General features: G+C 57.0%; 15 protein-coding genes. 9 read left to right on the top strand and 6 right to left on the bottom strand.

The window, feature by feature from the left end:
* The first annotated feature begins 6 nt into the window (after positions 1 to 6).
* A complete protein-coding gene (locus tag CNE01S_RS20425; RefSeq protein ID WP_061278044.1) occupies positions 7 to 855 on the top strand; it encodes an AraC family transcriptional regulator in 849 nt (282 codons plus the stop codon).
* 50 nt (positions 856 to 905) lie between these two features.
* Positions 906 to 2,297 (top strand): MFS transporter, encoded by a 1,392-nt coding sequence (locus tag CNE01S_RS20420; RefSeq protein WP_245874368.1) that lies wholly within the window; start codon positions 906 to 908, stop codon positions 2,295 to 2,297.
* On the opposite strand, the gene CNE01S_RS20415 is transcribed toward CNE01S_RS20420, so the two are convergent.
* Positions 2,283 to 3,314, bottom strand: coding sequence for an SDR family oxidoreductase (locus CNE01S_RS20415; protein WP_061278042.1), 1,032 nt, complete (start codon positions 3,312 to 3,314; stop codon positions 2,283 to 2,285). The two genes, CNE01S_RS20420 and CNE01S_RS20415, sit on opposite strands and share 15 nt — an antisense overlap.
* 81 nt (positions 3,315 to 3,395) lie before the next feature.
* Between CNE01S_RS20415 and CNE01S_RS20410 the strand changes: the two genes are divergently transcribed.
* On the top strand, positions 3,396 to 4,361 hold the full coding sequence (locus tag CNE01S_RS20410) for an AraC family transcriptional regulator (RefSeq protein ID WP_061278040.1): 966 nt from the start codon (positions 3,396 to 3,398) through the stop codon (positions 4,359 to 4,361).
* A gap of 69 nt (positions 4,362 to 4,430) precedes the next feature.
* Here the strand turns inward: CNE01S_RS20410 and CNE01S_RS20405 are convergent, their stop codons facing one another.
* Together CNE01S_RS20405 and CNE01S_RS20400 are read right to left on the bottom strand one after the other, a co-directional pair.
* Positions 4,431 to 8,546 carry an autotransporter outer membrane beta-barrel domain-containing protein gene (locus tag CNE01S_RS20405; RefSeq protein ID WP_138089241.1) on the bottom strand — a complete coding sequence of 1,372 codons (4,116 nt, stop codon included), beginning with the start codon at positions 8,544 to 8,546 and terminating at the stop codon, positions 4,431 to 4,433.
* A 591-nt stretch (positions 8,547 to 9,137) separates the two neighbouring features.
* The gene (locus CNE01S_RS20400; protein ID WP_061278037.1) at positions 9,138 to 9,749 is read right to left on the bottom strand and encodes a histidine phosphatase family protein; all 612 of its coding nucleotides are present in this window, start codon (positions 9,747 to 9,749) and stop codon (positions 9,138 to 9,140) included.
* A gap of 66 nt (positions 9,750 to 9,815) precedes the next feature.
* Here CNE01S_RS20400 and CNE01S_RS20395 point away from each other — a divergent pair, with 66 nt between their 5' ends.
* The 3 genes from CNE01S_RS20395 to CNE01S_RS20385 all read left to right on the top strand — a co-directional run bounded on the left by CNE01S_RS20395 (position 9,816) and on the right by CNE01S_RS20385 (position 10,921).
* The gene (locus CNE01S_RS20395; protein WP_061278035.1) at positions 9,816 to 10,118 is read left to right on the top strand and encodes a metalloregulator ArsR/SmtB family transcription factor; all 303 of its coding nucleotides are present in this window, start codon (positions 9,816 to 9,818) and stop codon (positions 10,116 to 10,118) included.
* Positions 10,119 to 10,126: 8 nt separating this feature from the next.
* Positions 10,127 to 10,651 (top strand): rhodanese family protein, encoded by a 525-nt coding sequence (locus tag CNE01S_RS20390; protein ID WP_061278033.1) that lies wholly within the window; start codon positions 10,127 to 10,129, stop codon positions 10,649 to 10,651.
* 90 nt (positions 10,652 to 10,741) lie between these two features.
* Positions 10,742 to 10,921, top strand: coding sequence for a GDFGVC terminal motif YodC-like protein (locus CNE01S_RS20385; protein WP_008458219.1), 180 nt, complete (start codon positions 10,742 to 10,744; stop codon positions 10,919 to 10,921).
* A gap of 112 nt (positions 10,922 to 11,033) precedes the next feature.
* Here the strand turns inward: CNE01S_RS20385 and CNE01S_RS20380 are convergent, their stop codons facing one another.
* Entirely contained in the window at positions 11,034 to 11,321 is a 288-nt protein-coding gene (locus tag CNE01S_RS20380) for a DUF2623 family protein (protein WP_045783738.1), read from the bottom strand.
* Positions 11,322 to 11,672: 351 nt separating this feature from the next.
* Between CNE01S_RS20380 and alaE the strand changes: the two genes are divergently transcribed.
* Positions 11,673 to 12,128, top strand: a complete 456-nt coding sequence (gene alaE, locus CNE01S_RS20375) for an L-alanine exporter AlaE (protein ID WP_061278032.1) — start codon at positions 11,673 to 11,675, stop codon at positions 12,126 to 12,128.
* 44 nt (positions 12,129 to 12,172) lie between these two features.
* Here alaE and CNE01S_RS20370 read toward each other — a convergent pair whose 3' ends face one another.
* Complete coding sequence (locus tag CNE01S_RS20370; RefSeq protein WP_038479590.1) at positions 12,173 to 12,517, bottom strand: DUF2002 family protein; 345 nt, start codon at positions 12,515 to 12,517, stop codon at positions 12,173 to 12,175.
* 160 nt (positions 12,518 to 12,677) lie between these two features.
* Here CNE01S_RS20370 and CNE01S_RS20365 point away from each other — a divergent pair, with 160 nt between their 5' ends.
* Positions 12,678 to 13,007 carry a DUF883 family protein gene (locus CNE01S_RS20365; RefSeq protein WP_038479586.1) on the top strand — a complete coding sequence of 110 codons (330 nt, stop codon included), beginning with the start codon at positions 12,678 to 12,680 and terminating at the stop codon, positions 13,005 to 13,007.
* A gap of 71 nt (positions 13,008 to 13,078) precedes the next feature.
* On the opposite strand, the gene pdxR is transcribed toward CNE01S_RS20365, so the two are convergent.
* Complete coding sequence (gene pdxR / locus CNE01S_RS20360; protein WP_061278030.1) at positions 13,079 to 14,455, bottom strand: MocR-like pyridoxine biosynthesis transcription factor PdxR; 1,377 nt, start codon at positions 14,453 to 14,455, stop codon at positions 13,079 to 13,081.
* An 87-nt stretch (positions 14,456 to 14,542) separates the two neighbouring features.
* On the opposite strand from pdxR, the gene CNE01S_RS20355 reads away from it, so the two are divergent.
* A complete protein-coding gene (locus tag CNE01S_RS20355; RefSeq protein WP_038479583.1) occupies positions 14,543 to 14,974 on the top strand; it encodes a carboxymuconolactone decarboxylase family protein in 432 nt (143 codons plus the stop codon).
* The last annotated feature ends 81 nt before the right edge of the window (positions 14,975 to 15,055 follow it).

The raw sequence follows: 15,055 nt of genomic DNA, 5'->3' as shown, positions 1-15,055 counted from the left end.
GGTCATATGGAGCTGCTTGCCAACGAGTGGACGCAATTTGTCGCGGCGCCGTCGCAGGGGCTCCAGGGCCTGCACGCCCATTTTAATAAGCACCGCTACGAACGCCATTCCCACGATTACTTTGTGATCGGCACTATGGACGTCGGGGCCTCGAAAGTGGGGCTGGGCCGCGGATCAATCATCGCCCCTGCAGGCAGCGCGATGATTGTGAATCCGGGGGACGCCCACGACGGCAGCGTTTACTCCGAGCAGGGGTACACCTACAGCATGCTCTACGTGCAGCCCTGGGTGGTGGACGGCATTGCTAATGAGCTGGAACTCAATCCCGACCGCAGCCTTTGTTTTACCCGCCCGGTGTTAAGCGATCCGGATATCGTAGCCGGGCTGCAAACGCTTCACCGCACGCTGTTTCAACAGCAAGACAGCTTAGCGCTGGAGGTGACGCTGATTGACGCGTTAAAACCGCTGCTAAGCCGCTATTCCACGCACCGTTTTACCCCGCAGGAAGAACACCATGAACCACGTATTGCTCGAGTGCGCGACCTGATTCACGCCAGCTTTGCTTCCACGCTGACCACGGAAGATATGGCGCAGGCCTCCGGGCTGAGCCGTGTTCGCCTGAACCAGCTTTTCCGTGCTGCTTATGGCTTGTCGCTACACGCCTACCTCAACAGAGTGCGCATGGATTCCGCCAGGCAAATGCTACGCGCAGGTTTGCCCGCTGCGGACGTAGCCAGCGCCGTTGGCCTGTTCGATCAGAGCCATTTGATTCGCCGCTTTAAAGGCTGCTTCGGCATCACGCCGGCACAATTTGTTAGCGCTCATTTTTCAGATATCCAATACGGTCGCCGCTGAGCTTTTCATACTCCTGCGCTTTAAGGTCTTTCTTTCCTCCGGAGCAGAGTATGTCTCATTCCACGCATTCACCGTCCGTCAGCCAGACCAGCGCGCGCGTGTCCGCCTGGGTCATGATTGTGATTGGCGCGGGAAGCGTGCTGTCGTCGCTCGACCTGTTTGTCGTTAACCTCGCTTTCCCGGCGATTCGCGATAGCTTTGCCGGCGCCACTAACCAGGCGCTGTCCTGGGTGATCAGCGCCTATTCCATAGCCTTTGCCGCGTTTCTGGTGCCTGCGGGCAGAATGGCGGATATTTACGGCCGCAAACGTATCTTCAAAGCAGGTCTGGCGGTGTTCTCGGTGGCGAGCGTGGCCTGCGCTTTTGCCCCGGACGTTATCTCGCTGATTTGCGCGCGGGGCCTGAAAGGCGTTGGCGCAGCGATGATGATCCCCACCAGCCTGGGGCTGCTGCTGGCGGCGTATCCAAAAGAGCGTCATAAGCCGATGGTCGGGATTTGGGCCGCAACCGGCTCAGTTGCCGCCGCGCTTGGCCCGATGCTCGGCGGGGCGCTGGTGAATATCGACTGGCGATTGATCTTCCTGATCAACCTCCCGGTGGCGATCCCGGCGCTGTGGCTGAGTAAGCACCTGACGGAAACGGAGGTGGTTAAAAGCCGCTTCCCGGACATTATCGGCTCGCTGATGCTGGTTGTGGGCCTTGCGCTGCTGGTGGCCGGGATCTCCTGGGCCAGCGACTGGGGCCTCACCAGCGCCAGACTCTGGACGGTGCTGGGCGGGGCGTTCGTCTTCCTGACGCTGTTCGTTCGTCGCTGCCTGACCCAGCCTGCCCCGGCGCTCGATCTGCGGGTATTTCGCGTGCCTGCGTTTACCCTCGCCACGCTGGGCATGGCCTTTTTCTACATGGGATTTGCCATCATGCTGCTGGGCGGGAGCCTGTTTCTGACCCAGGTCTGGCACTGGCCAGCCGTCGAGGCGGGTGCTGCTTTTGGCCTCGGCCCCGGCACCGCCGTGGTCGCCTCGCTGATCGCGGGCAGAACGGGGTTCTCCCCTAAAAAACTCACCATCGCCGCAGGTATTTTGTATGTGATAGCCGGTCTCTGGTGGCACAGCGCCCTGAGCGCCGAACCGGACTATTTGCTGGCCTACCTGCCCGCGCTGATGCTGACCGGAGCCGGAGCGGGTATCGGCCAGACGGGTTTTATCGCAGGCGGCACGGCGGCGCTACCGGCGCATCAATATGCCACCGGTACCGGGATCATTAACACTTCACGGCAAATTGGTGCTGCCATAGGCGTGGCCGTGTTTGTGGCCGTGTCCGGCAGCGCCATTGCCAGCGAGCAGTACCACACCGCGTGGCTGCTGATGTCGCTCTTCGGGCTTATCGCTTCGCTGTCAGCGCTGCTGCTGAGCGCAAGACGCCAGGGCTTATTTCTCCAGTAATCCCAGGCGAATAAAGCTTTCAGCGGTGGCGACAATAGCCACCTCCGGGGAGCGAGGCGACCAGCCGAGCAGGCTTACCGCTTTCGCATTGGTCACATTCATGTCGACGCCGAGCAGAGTCAGCGACCCTTTCATACCCGGATTTTTGTGCGCCGCCAGGCGCACCATCCAGTCGGGTAACGCGAGGGTGGAGACTTTGCTGGCGGCTTCGCCGAGATGCTTGCGCAGGATTTTCGCCACCTCAACCATCAGCAGGCTGTGGCCGGAACTGGCGAGGAACCGCTCACCGTTGGCTGCCGGGTGCGTCATCGCCAGCCAGTGCAAATCGGCCACGTCGCGCACGTCCACAAAACAAGAGTTGATGTTTGGGTTGCCTTTTTGCCCGTCCAGCATGTTTTTCACCAGCCGCGTGGAGTGGGAAAAATCCGGCCCCAATACCGGCCCCATCACCGCCACCGGGTTCACCGCCGACAGCTCCAGGCCACGCCCTTCTTTCTCCACGAAGTCCCAGGCGGCTTTTTCCGCCAGCGTTTTCGATTTCTGATAGGGCCACACTTTGCCGGACACGTCGCTCCAGTCCGTTTCATCAAACGGGCGGCGATGGCTTGCCGGGTGCCCGACGCCAACGGCCCCAAAGGCTGAGGTGAGTACGACGCGTTTAACGCCGGCAAAGCGCGCGGCACGGAGTACACGCAGGTTGCCGTCCACCGCAGGGTTGATCCAGTCCTCGTCGGTGGCGTGATTGCCGGAAGGCGTCGGCGATGCGCCATGCATCACATAGCGGCACCCGGCCATCGCGTCGGCCCAGCCTTCATCCGCCATTAAATCAGCGACGAAAAAGGAGAGTCGGTCTCCCGGCTCGCAGCCGCCCTCTTTCAGGTTTTTGAGCACGTCTGTTTTGCGGTCAGCGGAACGCACGGTGGTGCGAACCTCATAGCCTTTTTCCAGCAGGGTAATGATGCAGTGCTGAGCAATAAATCCGGTTCCGCCGGTAACCAATACGCTATCTTGAGTCATGCTTTTGTCCTCTGTGGCCTGGCAAGCAGCTGGCATACGTTCACTTGCTGCGCAGAATAAAACCGGACAGCCGGATTTTGAATGCTTGATAGTCCGTTCTACTTGCGTGATAGTACGGGAATGCACACCGATCCGTTTTCTGAAATCCTCAAGTTTGCCGACGCCGAGTCGCTGGTCACCGGCGGCTTTACCGCGGGCGGCGACTGGGCGCTTCACTTCCCCCCGCCGGATAAAATCAAGTTCTTCGCCATCGCCAAAGGCAGTTGCTGGGTGATGCTCGAAGGCCACCCGGAACCGATTCATTTTTGCACCGGCGACGTCGGCTTGCTGAATGCCAGACGGGCGTTTATTGTCGCCAGTTCACCGGAGATCAAACCGGTCGATGCCATGAGCGTTTTTAAGGCCGGAGAGCGGAATTACGCCGCTTTGGGGGAAGGGAAAGAGTTTGAGTATATGGGCGGCCACGTGCTGCTGGACCCCAACCGCGGGCAAATGCTTGCTCAGGTGCTGCCGCAGTGGATCCACATTCCTGCCGCGTCTCCACAGGCGACGTCTTTCCGCTGGCTGCTCGATCGGCTGATTGCCGAAAGAGAAACGGCCCAGCCCGGTACGCAGCTCGCCTCCGCGCAGCTTTCGCAGTTGCTGTTTATTCAGATCCTTCGTGCCCATTTGCAAACCAGCCATTCACTTCCGGCAGGTTTACTGCGCGCGCTGGGAGATGCACGTCTTGCCCCGGCGCTGCAGCGTATTCACGCCAACCCGGCTCGTCACTGGCACCTGGAAGAGCTCGCCAAAGCCTGCGCCATGTCGCGCACCACGTTTGCACAGTATTTCCGTAACGTATCGGGCATTACGCCGGGGGCTTACCTTACCCAGTGGCGTATGCGGCTGGCTGAGAAAGCTCTGCGCGAGCAGGCGGTTCAAATTGCGATGGTGGCCCAGTCGCTCGGGTATACGTCAGAAAGCGCCTTCAGCAACGCCTTTAAGCGCGAAACCGGCCTGTCGCCCAAAGCATGGCGTAACGCCGCCCGCAGTCCGGCCAGTTGAAAACAAAAAACGCCGCACAATGGCGGCGTGTGAGTGACCGTAAACTTCACGGCTGCTTTGTGTGATTTATCAGAACCCGTACTTCACGCCAATCATTGCTGACGTGTCATGGTAGCCTTTATCGCCGATCTGCTGCGCGACGCCGCCCCACATGTTGAGGTCATGGGAAATCTGCCCCTGCACGCCAAGCTTGAGTTGGCCGATGTTACGGGCCCCCTCTTCATTGAGCAGCGTATCCCCCATTTTCACACCAAAGTTTTTGCTGTTATGCAGCCAGTCAGCCTCTACATAAGGCTTGAACTCACGGCCTTTGCCGTCGTCCTCTTTGCGGTGACCACGCAGGTACAGCCGCACGCCCAGACGAGACTGCAGGTTGCCCTGGCCACTGTCCTGAATGCGAGTGCCGCCGGACTCGGTATGCTCAGGGCTGTGCACACCCATCCAGGTTAGCTGCGCCTGAGGTTCAAGATAAACCGCCTGGCGCTCACTTTCGCTAAGCAGCATGTTATAGCCACTTTCCAGCGACGCGGTGAAGCCCCGGCTCTTGTAGTCCTCGCTCGGCAAATCGTCACTGCTTACGCGGTTGTTAAACCAGTTGTACATCACCCAGCCATCAACATAGACCCCTTCGCGGGAGACGGCGTTCTGATACCAGGTACCGTAGGCGCCGACGCTGTAGCCATCCATCTCTGAATCAGAGCGATAGCCGGTCAGATTCGAACGTGAGCTGCCGCTAACGTTACCGTAACCGGCCATCAGGCCTGCGCCCCAGCGGTCGGTCTGATTGCTGGTGCCGTGTAAAAACTCGTTCCCCATCTGTGCAACATAGCGGTTTGCACTGGAGCTTATCTGGCCTTCCCCGGTATGGAAGCGGTTCTGCCCACCTTCCTGACGCAGCCAGAACGTACTGCGGGCCAAACCGCGCTCGTCCAGTGGCGCACGGTATTCGGTGGCCCCTTCACGATCGTCCAGCGTCAGGTTAAACAGCGTATTCGCCGCCGCCAGGTTCACCAGGTAGCTGCCAGCCTCAGGGCGATAAACCCGCACAGGATCTGGCTGCGTTGGCGGTGTAATATTGTCAATTGGTGGTTCAATCGGATCAACCGGAGGCGTCACCGGGTCCACTGGCGGATCCGGTGGCAGGTTGCTCATGGAGGTCAGATACCAGTTCTGCCCCTTCTGCACCAGGCTGTAATCCCATGCGCCGGCAACAATACGCCCGGACTGGGAAAACGCTCCCGCCGCAGAGTTCCCGTCAACGGTCACCACTTCAATGCCCTGCTCGGTTTGCGCGCCCTGGCCGCCAACGTTGTTGACCGTCAGAACGGTTGAACCAGAAGTCCCACCATGGATGACCAGTTTGTCGGTCAGCGAACTGTCGTCCCCCAGCACGGTGTTAATGTTCAGCCGGCTGTCAGCCCCACCGACATAATCACCGCTAACATTAAGACGGTTACCGGTAATGTTAGCGCTCCGGGAGAGATTAACGGTGCCGCTGTTATTCAGCGCGCCGTTCACGGTAAAGCTGGCTGCAGCATCGTTGTTCTGCAGCGGGCTGCCAACGGTTAAGGTGCTGCCGGTTTCCAGCGTGGCTGCGCCGATGCTACCGGTCCCGGAAAGCTCGGTCAGCATCTTAGCCGTAACATCGCTGACCAGAGACCCCGTGACGTCCAGGCTCCCTTCCGCCAGCGTAGTGGGGCCGGTGTAGGTGCTGTCGCCGGTCATTGTCAGCGCCCCGCTGCCCAGTTTGGTCAGGCTGCCGCTGCCGGTTACGCCCTGGCTGATGGTCGTGTTGAATGCCTGGGTATCCAGCGTGCCGCCCGCGCTTTCCAGCGTAATGGCACGTTCTAAATCAAAGCTATTGCTCAGCTGCAGCGTACCGCCGTTAAACGTCAGCAGGCTTGAGGTAGAGCCCAGCGCGCCGTTCTCAGCGACCTGTAGGATGCCATCATACAAAGTCCAGGGCGTTGTAGCAGCCGTGGTGTTGTTCAATACCCAGGTACTTGCCCCCGTTTTATGGAAGTGCTCGAACCCTTCATATTGCGCAGTGTCACCAATGCTGGACGCATCAAACTGGCTGTCCGCCGCGCCGCCCAGGATAAGCGTGTCGTCCCCGGCTGTGGCCTGCACGTTCCCCAATACGTTATAGCCGTCGCGCAGTTCCAGCGAGTTGGTTCCGCCGGTAAACAAAACGGCCTGAGAGCGATTTTGTCCGTCAAAATCCATCCCGCCGCTTAGGGTTCCGCTGTTGACGATGGTCATATCGCTACCGCTAATACCCACCCCGCCGACGCCTACGGATCCTACGCCGTTATTGCCGCCTGCCGTGCCCGGTTCGCCACCGTTGCCACCGGAAATGGTGCCGGTATTGACGACATTACCGCCGCCGGAGGTCATGCTGATCCCCGCGCCGCCTGCACCGCCGGCATCACCGCCGCCGCCGCCGCCTCGGTTACCCATGCCGCCAAGAATATCGCCGTGATTGACGACCAGGCCGCCTGCGCCAATCATGACGCCGCTTCCGCCTTCGCCGCCGCTGCCGCCCCGGCTGGCATCACCGCCGCTGCCGCCCCCGGTTCCCCCTAATCCACCGGTGATGCTGGCGCCGATGTCGTTGGTGAGGGTACCCCGGCCGTCAATGGACAAGCCATTACCGCCTTTTGCGCCGGTCCCGCCGTCTGATGTTGTGCTGCTGCCGTTGGCGCCCGCCCCGCCGTTACCGCCGACAAAAGAGCCGTGGTTAGTGATTTTCCCGGCGCCAAGAATGGAGACCGCATCACCACCGGCGCCCCCAATGCCGCCGCCGCCGGCGGAGTCATCGCCACCTTTACCGCCGGTCACTACGCCGGTGGCTTCGTTGACAACATCGCCGCCGCCGTTGATTTCAATCCCAATTCCCCCAGCACCGGAATCACCGCCGCGGGAGCTGCTTAAATTGCCGCTACCGCCACCGCGATTGCCAAGGCCGCCGGTCACTTCGCCGAAGTTATTGACCCTGCCGCCGCCTTCAAGCGTGATCCCGCTGCCGCCTTTCCCCCCGTCGCCGCCGTCGCCGCCGGTGAGATTATCCCCGCTGCTGTTGGAGTTACCGCCCCCGCCGGTTCCGGCGTTACCGCCCACGATATGGCCGCCGGCGCTGTTAATCACTTTGCCGCTGCCTTTGACGGCGATCCCGCTGCCGCCGTTGCCGCCCGCAGAACCATAACCCACAACGCCTGTCCCCTGGCCGGACTCAACGGCCCCGCCGTTACCACCGTCTCCGCCGTCGCCGCCGTGGATATTGCCGTTGTTAGTGATGGAGCTGGTACCACTCAGCAATACGCCGTTACCGCCCTCTGCAGCTTCGCCGCCGCGACCGCCAACGCCGGTGACATCAGCGTTATTTTTCGTGTCTGCATTTGCCGCCAGGCCGCCCGTAGCGCCACGTCCGCCGGTGATGGTTCCGTCGTTAGTAATACTTCCGCCCTGGGTTGACATGATCCCATCGCCACCGGCGCCACCGGCGCCACCGCTCCCACCATGTAACTCTGCACCCGGCGAGGTTTTACTGTCAGCCGTTGCGCTCCCGGTATTGCCCCCGGTACCGCCGTCGCCGCCGGTAATGGAGCCGCTGTTGGCATAGCTACCCGTGCCGTTGATCAGCACGCCTGCGCCACCTTCACCGCCGTTACCGCCGTTACCACCATGACCTGCGTCAGGGACATCGGTTGTGTTACTCCCGCCGTTGCCCCCGCGCCCGCCATTACCACCTTTGATGTCGCCGCTATTGCTACTCTGATTATTGCTGCTGAGAACTTCCCCTGCGGAGCCGCCGCCGCCGCCGCCGCCGGCAGAACCGCTGCCGTTGGTGGCCGCGCCGTCAGGCTGCTGACCAGTCCCTCCGGTTGCGGTACCCGGAGGGAGCGTGTTAGTCACGCCATCCACGCTTCCTGCGCCGCCATTTTCCCCCTGGCTGCTCCCCTGCCCACGGTGGCCCGAACCGCCGGCACCACCGTTACCGCCGATGCCGGTTGTGGTGTCCATTGTACCGCCCCCGCCACCCTGGGCGCTGTCAGAAGAGGTAGCCGAGCCCCCGATCTGGCCATCGGCGGCAAAGGTTAGCTGCGGGAAAGTACTTAATAAGGCGGCACCGATGGCGGTGGCAATCAAACGTCGCTTACCAGGGTTCTGTAATATATGGGGCATTTCCGTCCTCTTTAACTCTGCGGAGTCGTGTTGATTCGAAATATCAGAAACAGGCGCGCAACAATTTATTTAAAATTGCCTTCGGGTTTTAAAAGACGAGCGAAAACAACCATCAAATGAAAGCTGGGTTCATTTAAAAGTCACTCTCGTGTTAAAACAATGTAATTACAAAACACCCAAGCGGCGATAAAATTAACCTTTCACGGCCATTTCTTTCATGGATAAAATTCATTTCGGTGGCTAATTTTAACACCATGAAAATAGCCTTAAGTAAAAATAAATTGTATTACAATTTGACCTGGCGCATGGAATGAATAATAAGGGGAATTTACATGAGGATATAAACTGATATTTCCAGACCATAAGCACAACGCAATCAATTGTTTTTGTTGAAGTTAAATAAAAACAAAACTTACAGAGATGAAATATTAAAAAACATGAATTTACAGACTAATCCTATTAGAGAATTACCCTTAATTTTATTTTGAAAGTAAAAAATTAATTTTGTCATTGAAAAAACCACATGAAAAACCCTACTCCAGGTGCAACAAATAAGTCTTCAACAAGCTTAAACAGCATCAACAATCGCTTTCAGATATCACGTAAATGCGTCGCAATACCCCATTTAACCAATTGGATACATTCATCTTCGATATTCATGATGCTATAACCGCAGTTTTGATGACCATATTGTCTGAGATCGTCGGTAATTAAAGCACCTTTCAATTCCCAAATGGCAATCTCCAAAGCATGGCCATGGCTCACAATAATAACGGTATCCTTCTGGTGATGTATATTTAGCGCTTTCAGGCAAGAAAACAGACGATGACTCACGTTATTCAGGCTTTCACCCTGAGAACTAACCCGCAGAGGATCGCCCGATAGCAGGGCATCAAATAACTCAGGATGCTGTTTTTGCGCCTCCATCGCATTTATCCCCTGAAGCCGCCCAAAATCACGTTCTTGTAAACGTTCATCCACGCTTATCCGGCTGCCTAATTTGCTAGCCAGCACATTCGCTGTGCCCTGTGCACGCAGGGCTGGTGACGTGTAAATATGCGCGACGGTTAAATCAGCCAGCGCGGCAGCCAGCGCAAAGCTTTGCCGGAGCCCCCGCGCCGTGAGTTGGCTGTCCAGCCTTCCCTGAATAATGCCTTGTTGATTCCCCTCACTTTCGCCATGCCGTACCAGAATTGCCCGCATGCTCTTTCCTTTGTTGAAAGTTTAATTTAGTATTTACTAAATTTAGAATAACCTAAAGTAAAAATCATGACACCTGAACTGTCCCAGCTCCAGTCCAGTGCGGATGAAGCCGCAAAACTGCTAAAAGCCATGAGCAATCCCCGGCGTTTGCTGATCCTGTGCCTGCTGCTCGACTCCCCTGGCACCGGGGCCGGAGAACTGGCAGCTGCCGCAGGATTAAGCCCATCCGCGACCTCCCAACACCTGGCGAAAATGAAGGATGATGGACTCTTAGAGCACCAGCGTAACGCTCAGCGAGTCCTCTATTTCATCAAAGATAACGCGGTTCGCGAAGTGATCGCGACGCTGAAAACCATTTACTGCCCCTGAGGAACACCATGACCGTTTCAGCCATCTTGCCAGAAGAAGCGAAAAAGCTCATTGCCAGCGGCGCCGCGCTGATAGACATCCGCGAGCCGGATGAGCATGCCCGCGAAAACATTCCTGAAGCGCATCTGTTGCCGCTCTCGGCAATTGAAAACGGCGCCCGGCTGGGGCCGCTGGACCCGCACGACGTGGTGATTTTCCACTGTCAGTCCGGGATGCGTTCCTCCCAGCACGCTGAAAAGCTGGCGGCGCTTGCAGAACCGGCCCAGGTCATGCTGCTGGCAGGCGGCCTCGAAGCGTGGAAAAAAGGCGGGCAGGAGGTTCTGGCGGATAAAAACCAGCCTCTGCCGATAATGCGACAGGTACAAATTGTCGCCGGCGCGTTAATCCTGCTTGGGGTCGTACTGGGATTCGCAGTCAATCAAGGTTTTTTCCTGATTTCAGGCTTTGTGGGCGCAGGTTTACTGTTTGCCGGGATCAGCGGATTTTGCGGCATGGCGCGTTTGCTCGCCAGGCTGCCGTGGAACCGGCGATAGCGTATCTTGCTTTATCCGCCACGATTTCTGATCTATGGTTATCAGGCGGCAACACCGCATTAAATTCCCTTAGCATTCAGAGGTTTTTCTATGTTTAAACCAGGTGATGTGGTGCAGCCCAAACAGGGCGGCCCTAAGCTGCAGGTGGTTGAGGTTCAGGGAGAGGATTTGATTTGCGTCCCTGCCGCGACCTTAGGGGCGGATCAACTGACGCTGAAGGCAGATTCGGTTTCGCTATACCAGGAAGAAGGCGATTTCGGCGTTTGCTAATCAATAAAAAACGGCGTGAGGTTAACCACGCCGTTTTTCTAAATAAAAGTGCCCCTATCCTTGTCGTCGCCATTCATAAACAACCGGGCACGGCGGCAATCCAGGCCAGCAATCAATAGCCCTTCTCATAACCCGCAAAGAAACATCGAACCACAACGTCCGCGTTGACCTCTTTCAGGAAGTCAGCCACCGACTCTTTATCCAGCTGATAGCGGCGGGTCAGCACCCCAGCTTCCCAGGCGGCACGCTGGCGATCGCCGGTCTGCTCGGCCATATGGTGAGTGAAACCCAGCACAAAGCCGCGTTTGTAATCAGAACAAAAACGCTCAACGTTGACCGCGCTGTCGGCCTGCCTGGCTTTCATTCCGGCCATCAGGCCCTTACCAAAATGGTTATCCATCAGCGACTCCTTATCACTCGCTATATAAATAATTATATAACGATTATAAGCGTGAAGGGTATCCCTAAAACTCAGGGTTTTGGGGGGATTTCGTGCTTTAAAGCGAAGTCAGATCATCTTATTGATAATCAATAGAAAATTAAAAACAGAACCACAAAATCAGGAAATGCCAGCGGCAAAGTGTGTTTCAACGCACTTTATCGACAAAAAACCTATAAATAAAAATTTATAGCTAATTGATGAAATCAATGCAGTGACATACCCTACGCATCATAAATCACATGATTCATAAAACTGCCAATTAGCCAAAAAAGTAGCACAAGCGACTACTTTTAAACCGGAGTCAACATTATGTTTTCCCCTGAGTCACGCTTACGCCATGCAGCCGCAGATATTTTTGCGATGGTAGTGTATTGCTCGGTAGTGAATATGATGATTGAGATCTTCCTCTCAGGCATGTCCTTCGAGCAATCACTCTCTTCTCGCCTGGTCGCCATACCGGTCAACATTCTTATCGCCTGGCCGTATGGCTTCTACCGCGATGCTTTTATGCGTGCGGCACGCCGTATCACACCCGCGAGTTGGGCGAAAAATCTGGCTGACGTGTTGGCCTACGTAACCTTCCAGTCCCCGGTCTATGTGGTGATTTTATGGAGCGTAGGCGCTGACTGGCACCAGATTGTGGCTGCCGTGACGTCGAACCTGCTGGTGTCGATGCTGATGGGTGCCGCTTACGGCTACTTCCTGGATTTCTGCCGCCGCCTGTTTCGCGTCAGCGGTCAGATGGGTGTGAAAGCAGGCGCCTGAGTCCCGTCTTGCAAGGGCGACTGGCCTGAAAGCCAGTCGTTCACTTATTCAGTCTCACCAAATAACCCTGCCAGATACCTTTCCAACGCAATGCGGGAACTGAAACCGTGCGGTATGCCGTAGTGTTCGTGCGTTTCACCGGCCAGATAGAGCGGGAACTGCTGATAATGATCGCAGGTCTTCATCTCTGAAGCCGGATCGGCCAGCGACTGGCTGCGCTCTCTAAGAGTAGGATGAATAATCAGGGCGGTACGCCCCATGCGTGCTTCGCGGTTAACATAAACGTAATTCTCACCCCGACGATAGCCGTAGGTTTTTGCTGTTACCACATCCATGGTAAAACCCGATTTCTCAAGCACTCGGGCCACCTCGTCCGGTCGTAAATACATAGATTTTCCTCGTCATCATTTACTGCATCGCAACCATACATTAAGCAGCATCGGCAACGCTTTCGGAATTGTCCAGAAAGCCCGGCAATAGGCGTGAGCCGCCCCATAACTAAAATCCATGGTCTACACTTAGCCTTACATCTTAGAAAGGGAGACAACAATGGCTAGCCGAGCAAACAGAAATAACGTTGACGATCAGGTAGACGAAATCAATAACGATGTCAGCCAGCTTGCGGATACGCTGGAAGATGTACTGAAGTCCTTCGGTAGCGATGCGAAAGATGAAGTGGATGCCGCACGTAAAAAAGCCGAAGCCCTTCTGAAAGAGACCCGTGCACGTATTAACGGCAACCAGGGTCGCGTTAAGCAGGCCGCGCGTGATGCCGTAGGCTGCGCCGATTCCTATGTTCGTGACAAACCCTGGCAGAGCGTGGGGATTGGCGCGGCGGTAGGTATTTTCCTTGGGGCATTGCTGGTGTCACGCCGCTAACCCCAAGCGTTTAACAGTCGATAAATGAGACTAAATGCGCGTTACAACCCCGGTGTCTTTCGCCGGGGTTTTTACGTTATGGCTAGCCGCAGCTGTAACGCATAGCGCTGCGCCAGTTCATACGAGCTGATATTGGTAAAGCTCAGCAGTAAACCGCCCCGCCCGGCATGTTCTATTCGCCAGCGGCTAAGCGCCTGAACCGCAAGCCCCGCGGCTCTCGCCAGGCTTTCTACGGCCAGGTCGTCACCTTCAACTTCCATCACCATCTGAATGCCGCCTTCCTGCGGCACAACCGCAAACCCTTGCTCGCGTAGCGCCGCCTCAAGCCATAGCCGACGCTCGGCGTAACACTGACGCATTTTTTTTAGGTGCCGCCAGAAATGCCCTTCCCGCAGGAAGTCAGCAATAGCCTGCTGAATAAGAACCGGCGCAGTGCAAGGCTGCCTGCGAGCCTGTCGCTGAAAATCTTCCACCGCATGGGGAGGCACTACCAGCCATGCCACACGGAGTGCGGGAAACATCGACTTGCTGAAAGTGCCCGCGTAAATAACACGCTGCGGGCTGTCCAGGCTTTTGAGCGGCGGCAGCGGTTTGCCGTGGTAGCGAAATTCGCTGTCGTAGTCATCTTCAATGATCCAGCTTTGTTCCCGGCTGGCCCATTCCAGCAGCGCGTGCCGCCGTGAAAGAGAGAGCGCCACGCCCGACGGGCTTTGATGCGCGGGCGTCAAAAGCGCAAAACGGGCATCGGGAAAATGGTCAACGCCGTAATCAACCCGCATACCTTCATCGTCCACGGGGATCGCCCGGATCGCCATCCCGGCTTTTGCAAAATCGGGCCGAACGAAGCGGTAGCCCGGATCTTCCAGCCAGATGCCATCCCCCGGTCGCGCAAGCGTGGCGAGTACCAGGGCTAATCCAGCCTGGAAGCCTGAGGTGACAAAAATTTGCTCCGGCTGGCAGTCGATGCTGCGTGAAAAGCGCAGGTAATCCGCAATCGCCTGCTTGAGTGAGGCTTCACCGCCGGGCTCGGGAAGCATGAGGTCAAAACGGGTTTGCTGACGCAGACGCCGCCCCATAAGCCTTGCCCAGATAGCCCGCGGGAAAAGATCCAGCGCCGGAAGCCCCATCTGAAAAGGCTTCGGCGCGCCCTGCGGCCTGGCGGCTGAGAAATTTTCGCCGCTGGCGTCGCTTTTCACCGACGGGCTAACGAAGGTGCCGGCCTGCCCGCGCCTCTCCAGCCAGCCCTGGGCAACCAGGTCCCCATACGCATTTTCAACCGTGGCTCTGGCAACGCCCAGCTCCAGCGCCAAAGTCCGGCTGGAAGGCAGGCGGCTCCCTGCCGACAGTTCGCCGCTGTTTATCGCCTGCTTTATCTGGCGCGAAATCTGCTGATAGCGCGGCTGAGTGTGGTGAGATGCAACAACCGGTGGCACTGGCTTTTGTTTCATGGTCTGGTTTTTTAGTTAATTTATGGCTCTCTTTAACAGTCCATCATAGTGATAAATTTGCTTCACACCAACCTGAGGAGCCACACCATGATCGAATTACGTCAGCCTTACTATGAACTTTCCCCCAACGTGATCAAACCGATGCGGCAGGCGCTGCAAGGCCTGGAGAATGGCCCCCTGAGCAACGAGCTGATCGAGCTGGTGTTCCTGCGAGTGTCGCAGATTAACGGCTGCGCCTACTGCCTGGAGATGCATTCTAAAGCGCTGCGTAAATCCGGCGTTGAGCAAGTGAAGCTGGATTCCCTGGCCGGTTGGAAAGTCAGCCATCAGTTTACGGAGAAGGAGCGTGCGGCGCTGGCGTGGGCAGAAGCCATTACCCTGATTGCCGACAGCAACGCCGAAGACGATGTGTACCAGCCGCTGCTGCAGTTTTTCAGCGCCGAAGAGATTGTCGATTTGACGCTGGCGGCTAGCATGATGAATGCGTTTAATCGCGTTGCGGTTGGGATGCGGCAATAAGCGGGTATGGTCTTTTAGTCACTAATATCCGCGATTATGCATCGTCGGTGAATATTCCGTTCACTTCCAGTCCTGTTTTAT

This window comes from Cedecea neteri NBRC 105707 = ATCC 33855, from assembly GCF_001571265.1.
In the GTDB taxonomy this organism is placed as follows: domain Bacteria; phylum Pseudomonadota; class Gammaproteobacteria; order Enterobacterales; family Enterobacteriaceae; genus Cedecea; species Cedecea neteri.
Note: the sequence above shows the minus strand (reverse complement) of the source record. Positions and strands in the feature narration are given on the sequence as shown.

Excerpts from the sequence above, each read along its gene's own strand:
- CNE01S_RS20425 (WP_061278044.1), top strand. The coding sequence starts at position 7 with ATGGAGCTGCTTGCCAACGAGTGGACGCAATTTGTCGCGGCGCCGTCG.
- CNE01S_RS20420 (WP_245874368.1), top strand. The coding sequence starts at position 906 with ATGTCTCATTCCACGCATTCACCGTCCGTCAGCCAGACCAGCGCGCGC.
- CNE01S_RS20415 (WP_061278042.1), bottom strand. The coding sequence starts at position 3,314 with ATGACTCAAGATAGCGTATTGGTTACCGGCGGAACCGGATTTATTGCT.
- CNE01S_RS20410 (WP_061278040.1), top strand. The coding sequence starts at position 3,396 with ATGCTTGATAGTCCGTTCTACTTGCGTGATAGTACGGGAATGCACACC.
- CNE01S_RS20405 (WP_138089241.1), bottom strand. The coding sequence starts at position 8,546 with ATGCCCCATATATTACAGAACCCTGGTAAGCGACGTTTGATTGCCACC.
- CNE01S_RS20400 (WP_061278037.1), bottom strand. The coding sequence starts at position 9,749 with ATGCGGGCAATTCTGGTACGGCATGGCGAAAGTGAGGGGAATCAACAA.
- CNE01S_RS20395 (WP_061278035.1), top strand. The coding sequence starts at position 9,816 with ATGACACCTGAACTGTCCCAGCTCCAGTCCAGTGCGGATGAAGCCGCA.
- CNE01S_RS20390 (WP_061278033.1), top strand. The coding sequence starts at position 10,127 with ATGACCGTTTCAGCCATCTTGCCAGAAGAAGCGAAAAAGCTCATTGCC.
- CNE01S_RS20385 (WP_008458219.1), top strand. The coding sequence starts at position 10,742 with ATGTTTAAACCAGGTGATGTGGTGCAGCCCAAACAGGGCGGCCCTAAG.
- CNE01S_RS20380 (WP_045783738.1), bottom strand. The coding sequence starts at position 11,321 with ATGGATAACCATTTTGGTAAGGGCCTGATGGCCGGAATGAAAGCCAGG.
- alaE (WP_061278032.1), top strand. The coding sequence starts at position 11,673 with ATGTTTTCCCCTGAGTCACGCTTACGCCATGCAGCCGCAGATATTTTT.
- CNE01S_RS20370 (WP_038479590.1), bottom strand. The coding sequence starts at position 12,517 with ATGTATTTACGACCGGACGAGGTGGCCCGAGTGCTTGAGAAATCGGGT.
- CNE01S_RS20365 (WP_038479586.1), top strand. The coding sequence starts at position 12,678 with ATGGCTAGCCGAGCAAACAGAAATAACGTTGACGATCAGGTAGACGAA.
- pdxR (WP_061278030.1), bottom strand. The coding sequence starts at position 14,455 with ATGAAACAAAAGCCAGTGCCACCGGTTGTTGCATCTCACCACACTCAG.
- CNE01S_RS20355 (WP_038479583.1), top strand. The coding sequence starts at position 14,543 with ATGATCGAATTACGTCAGCCTTACTATGAACTTTCCCCCAACGTGATC.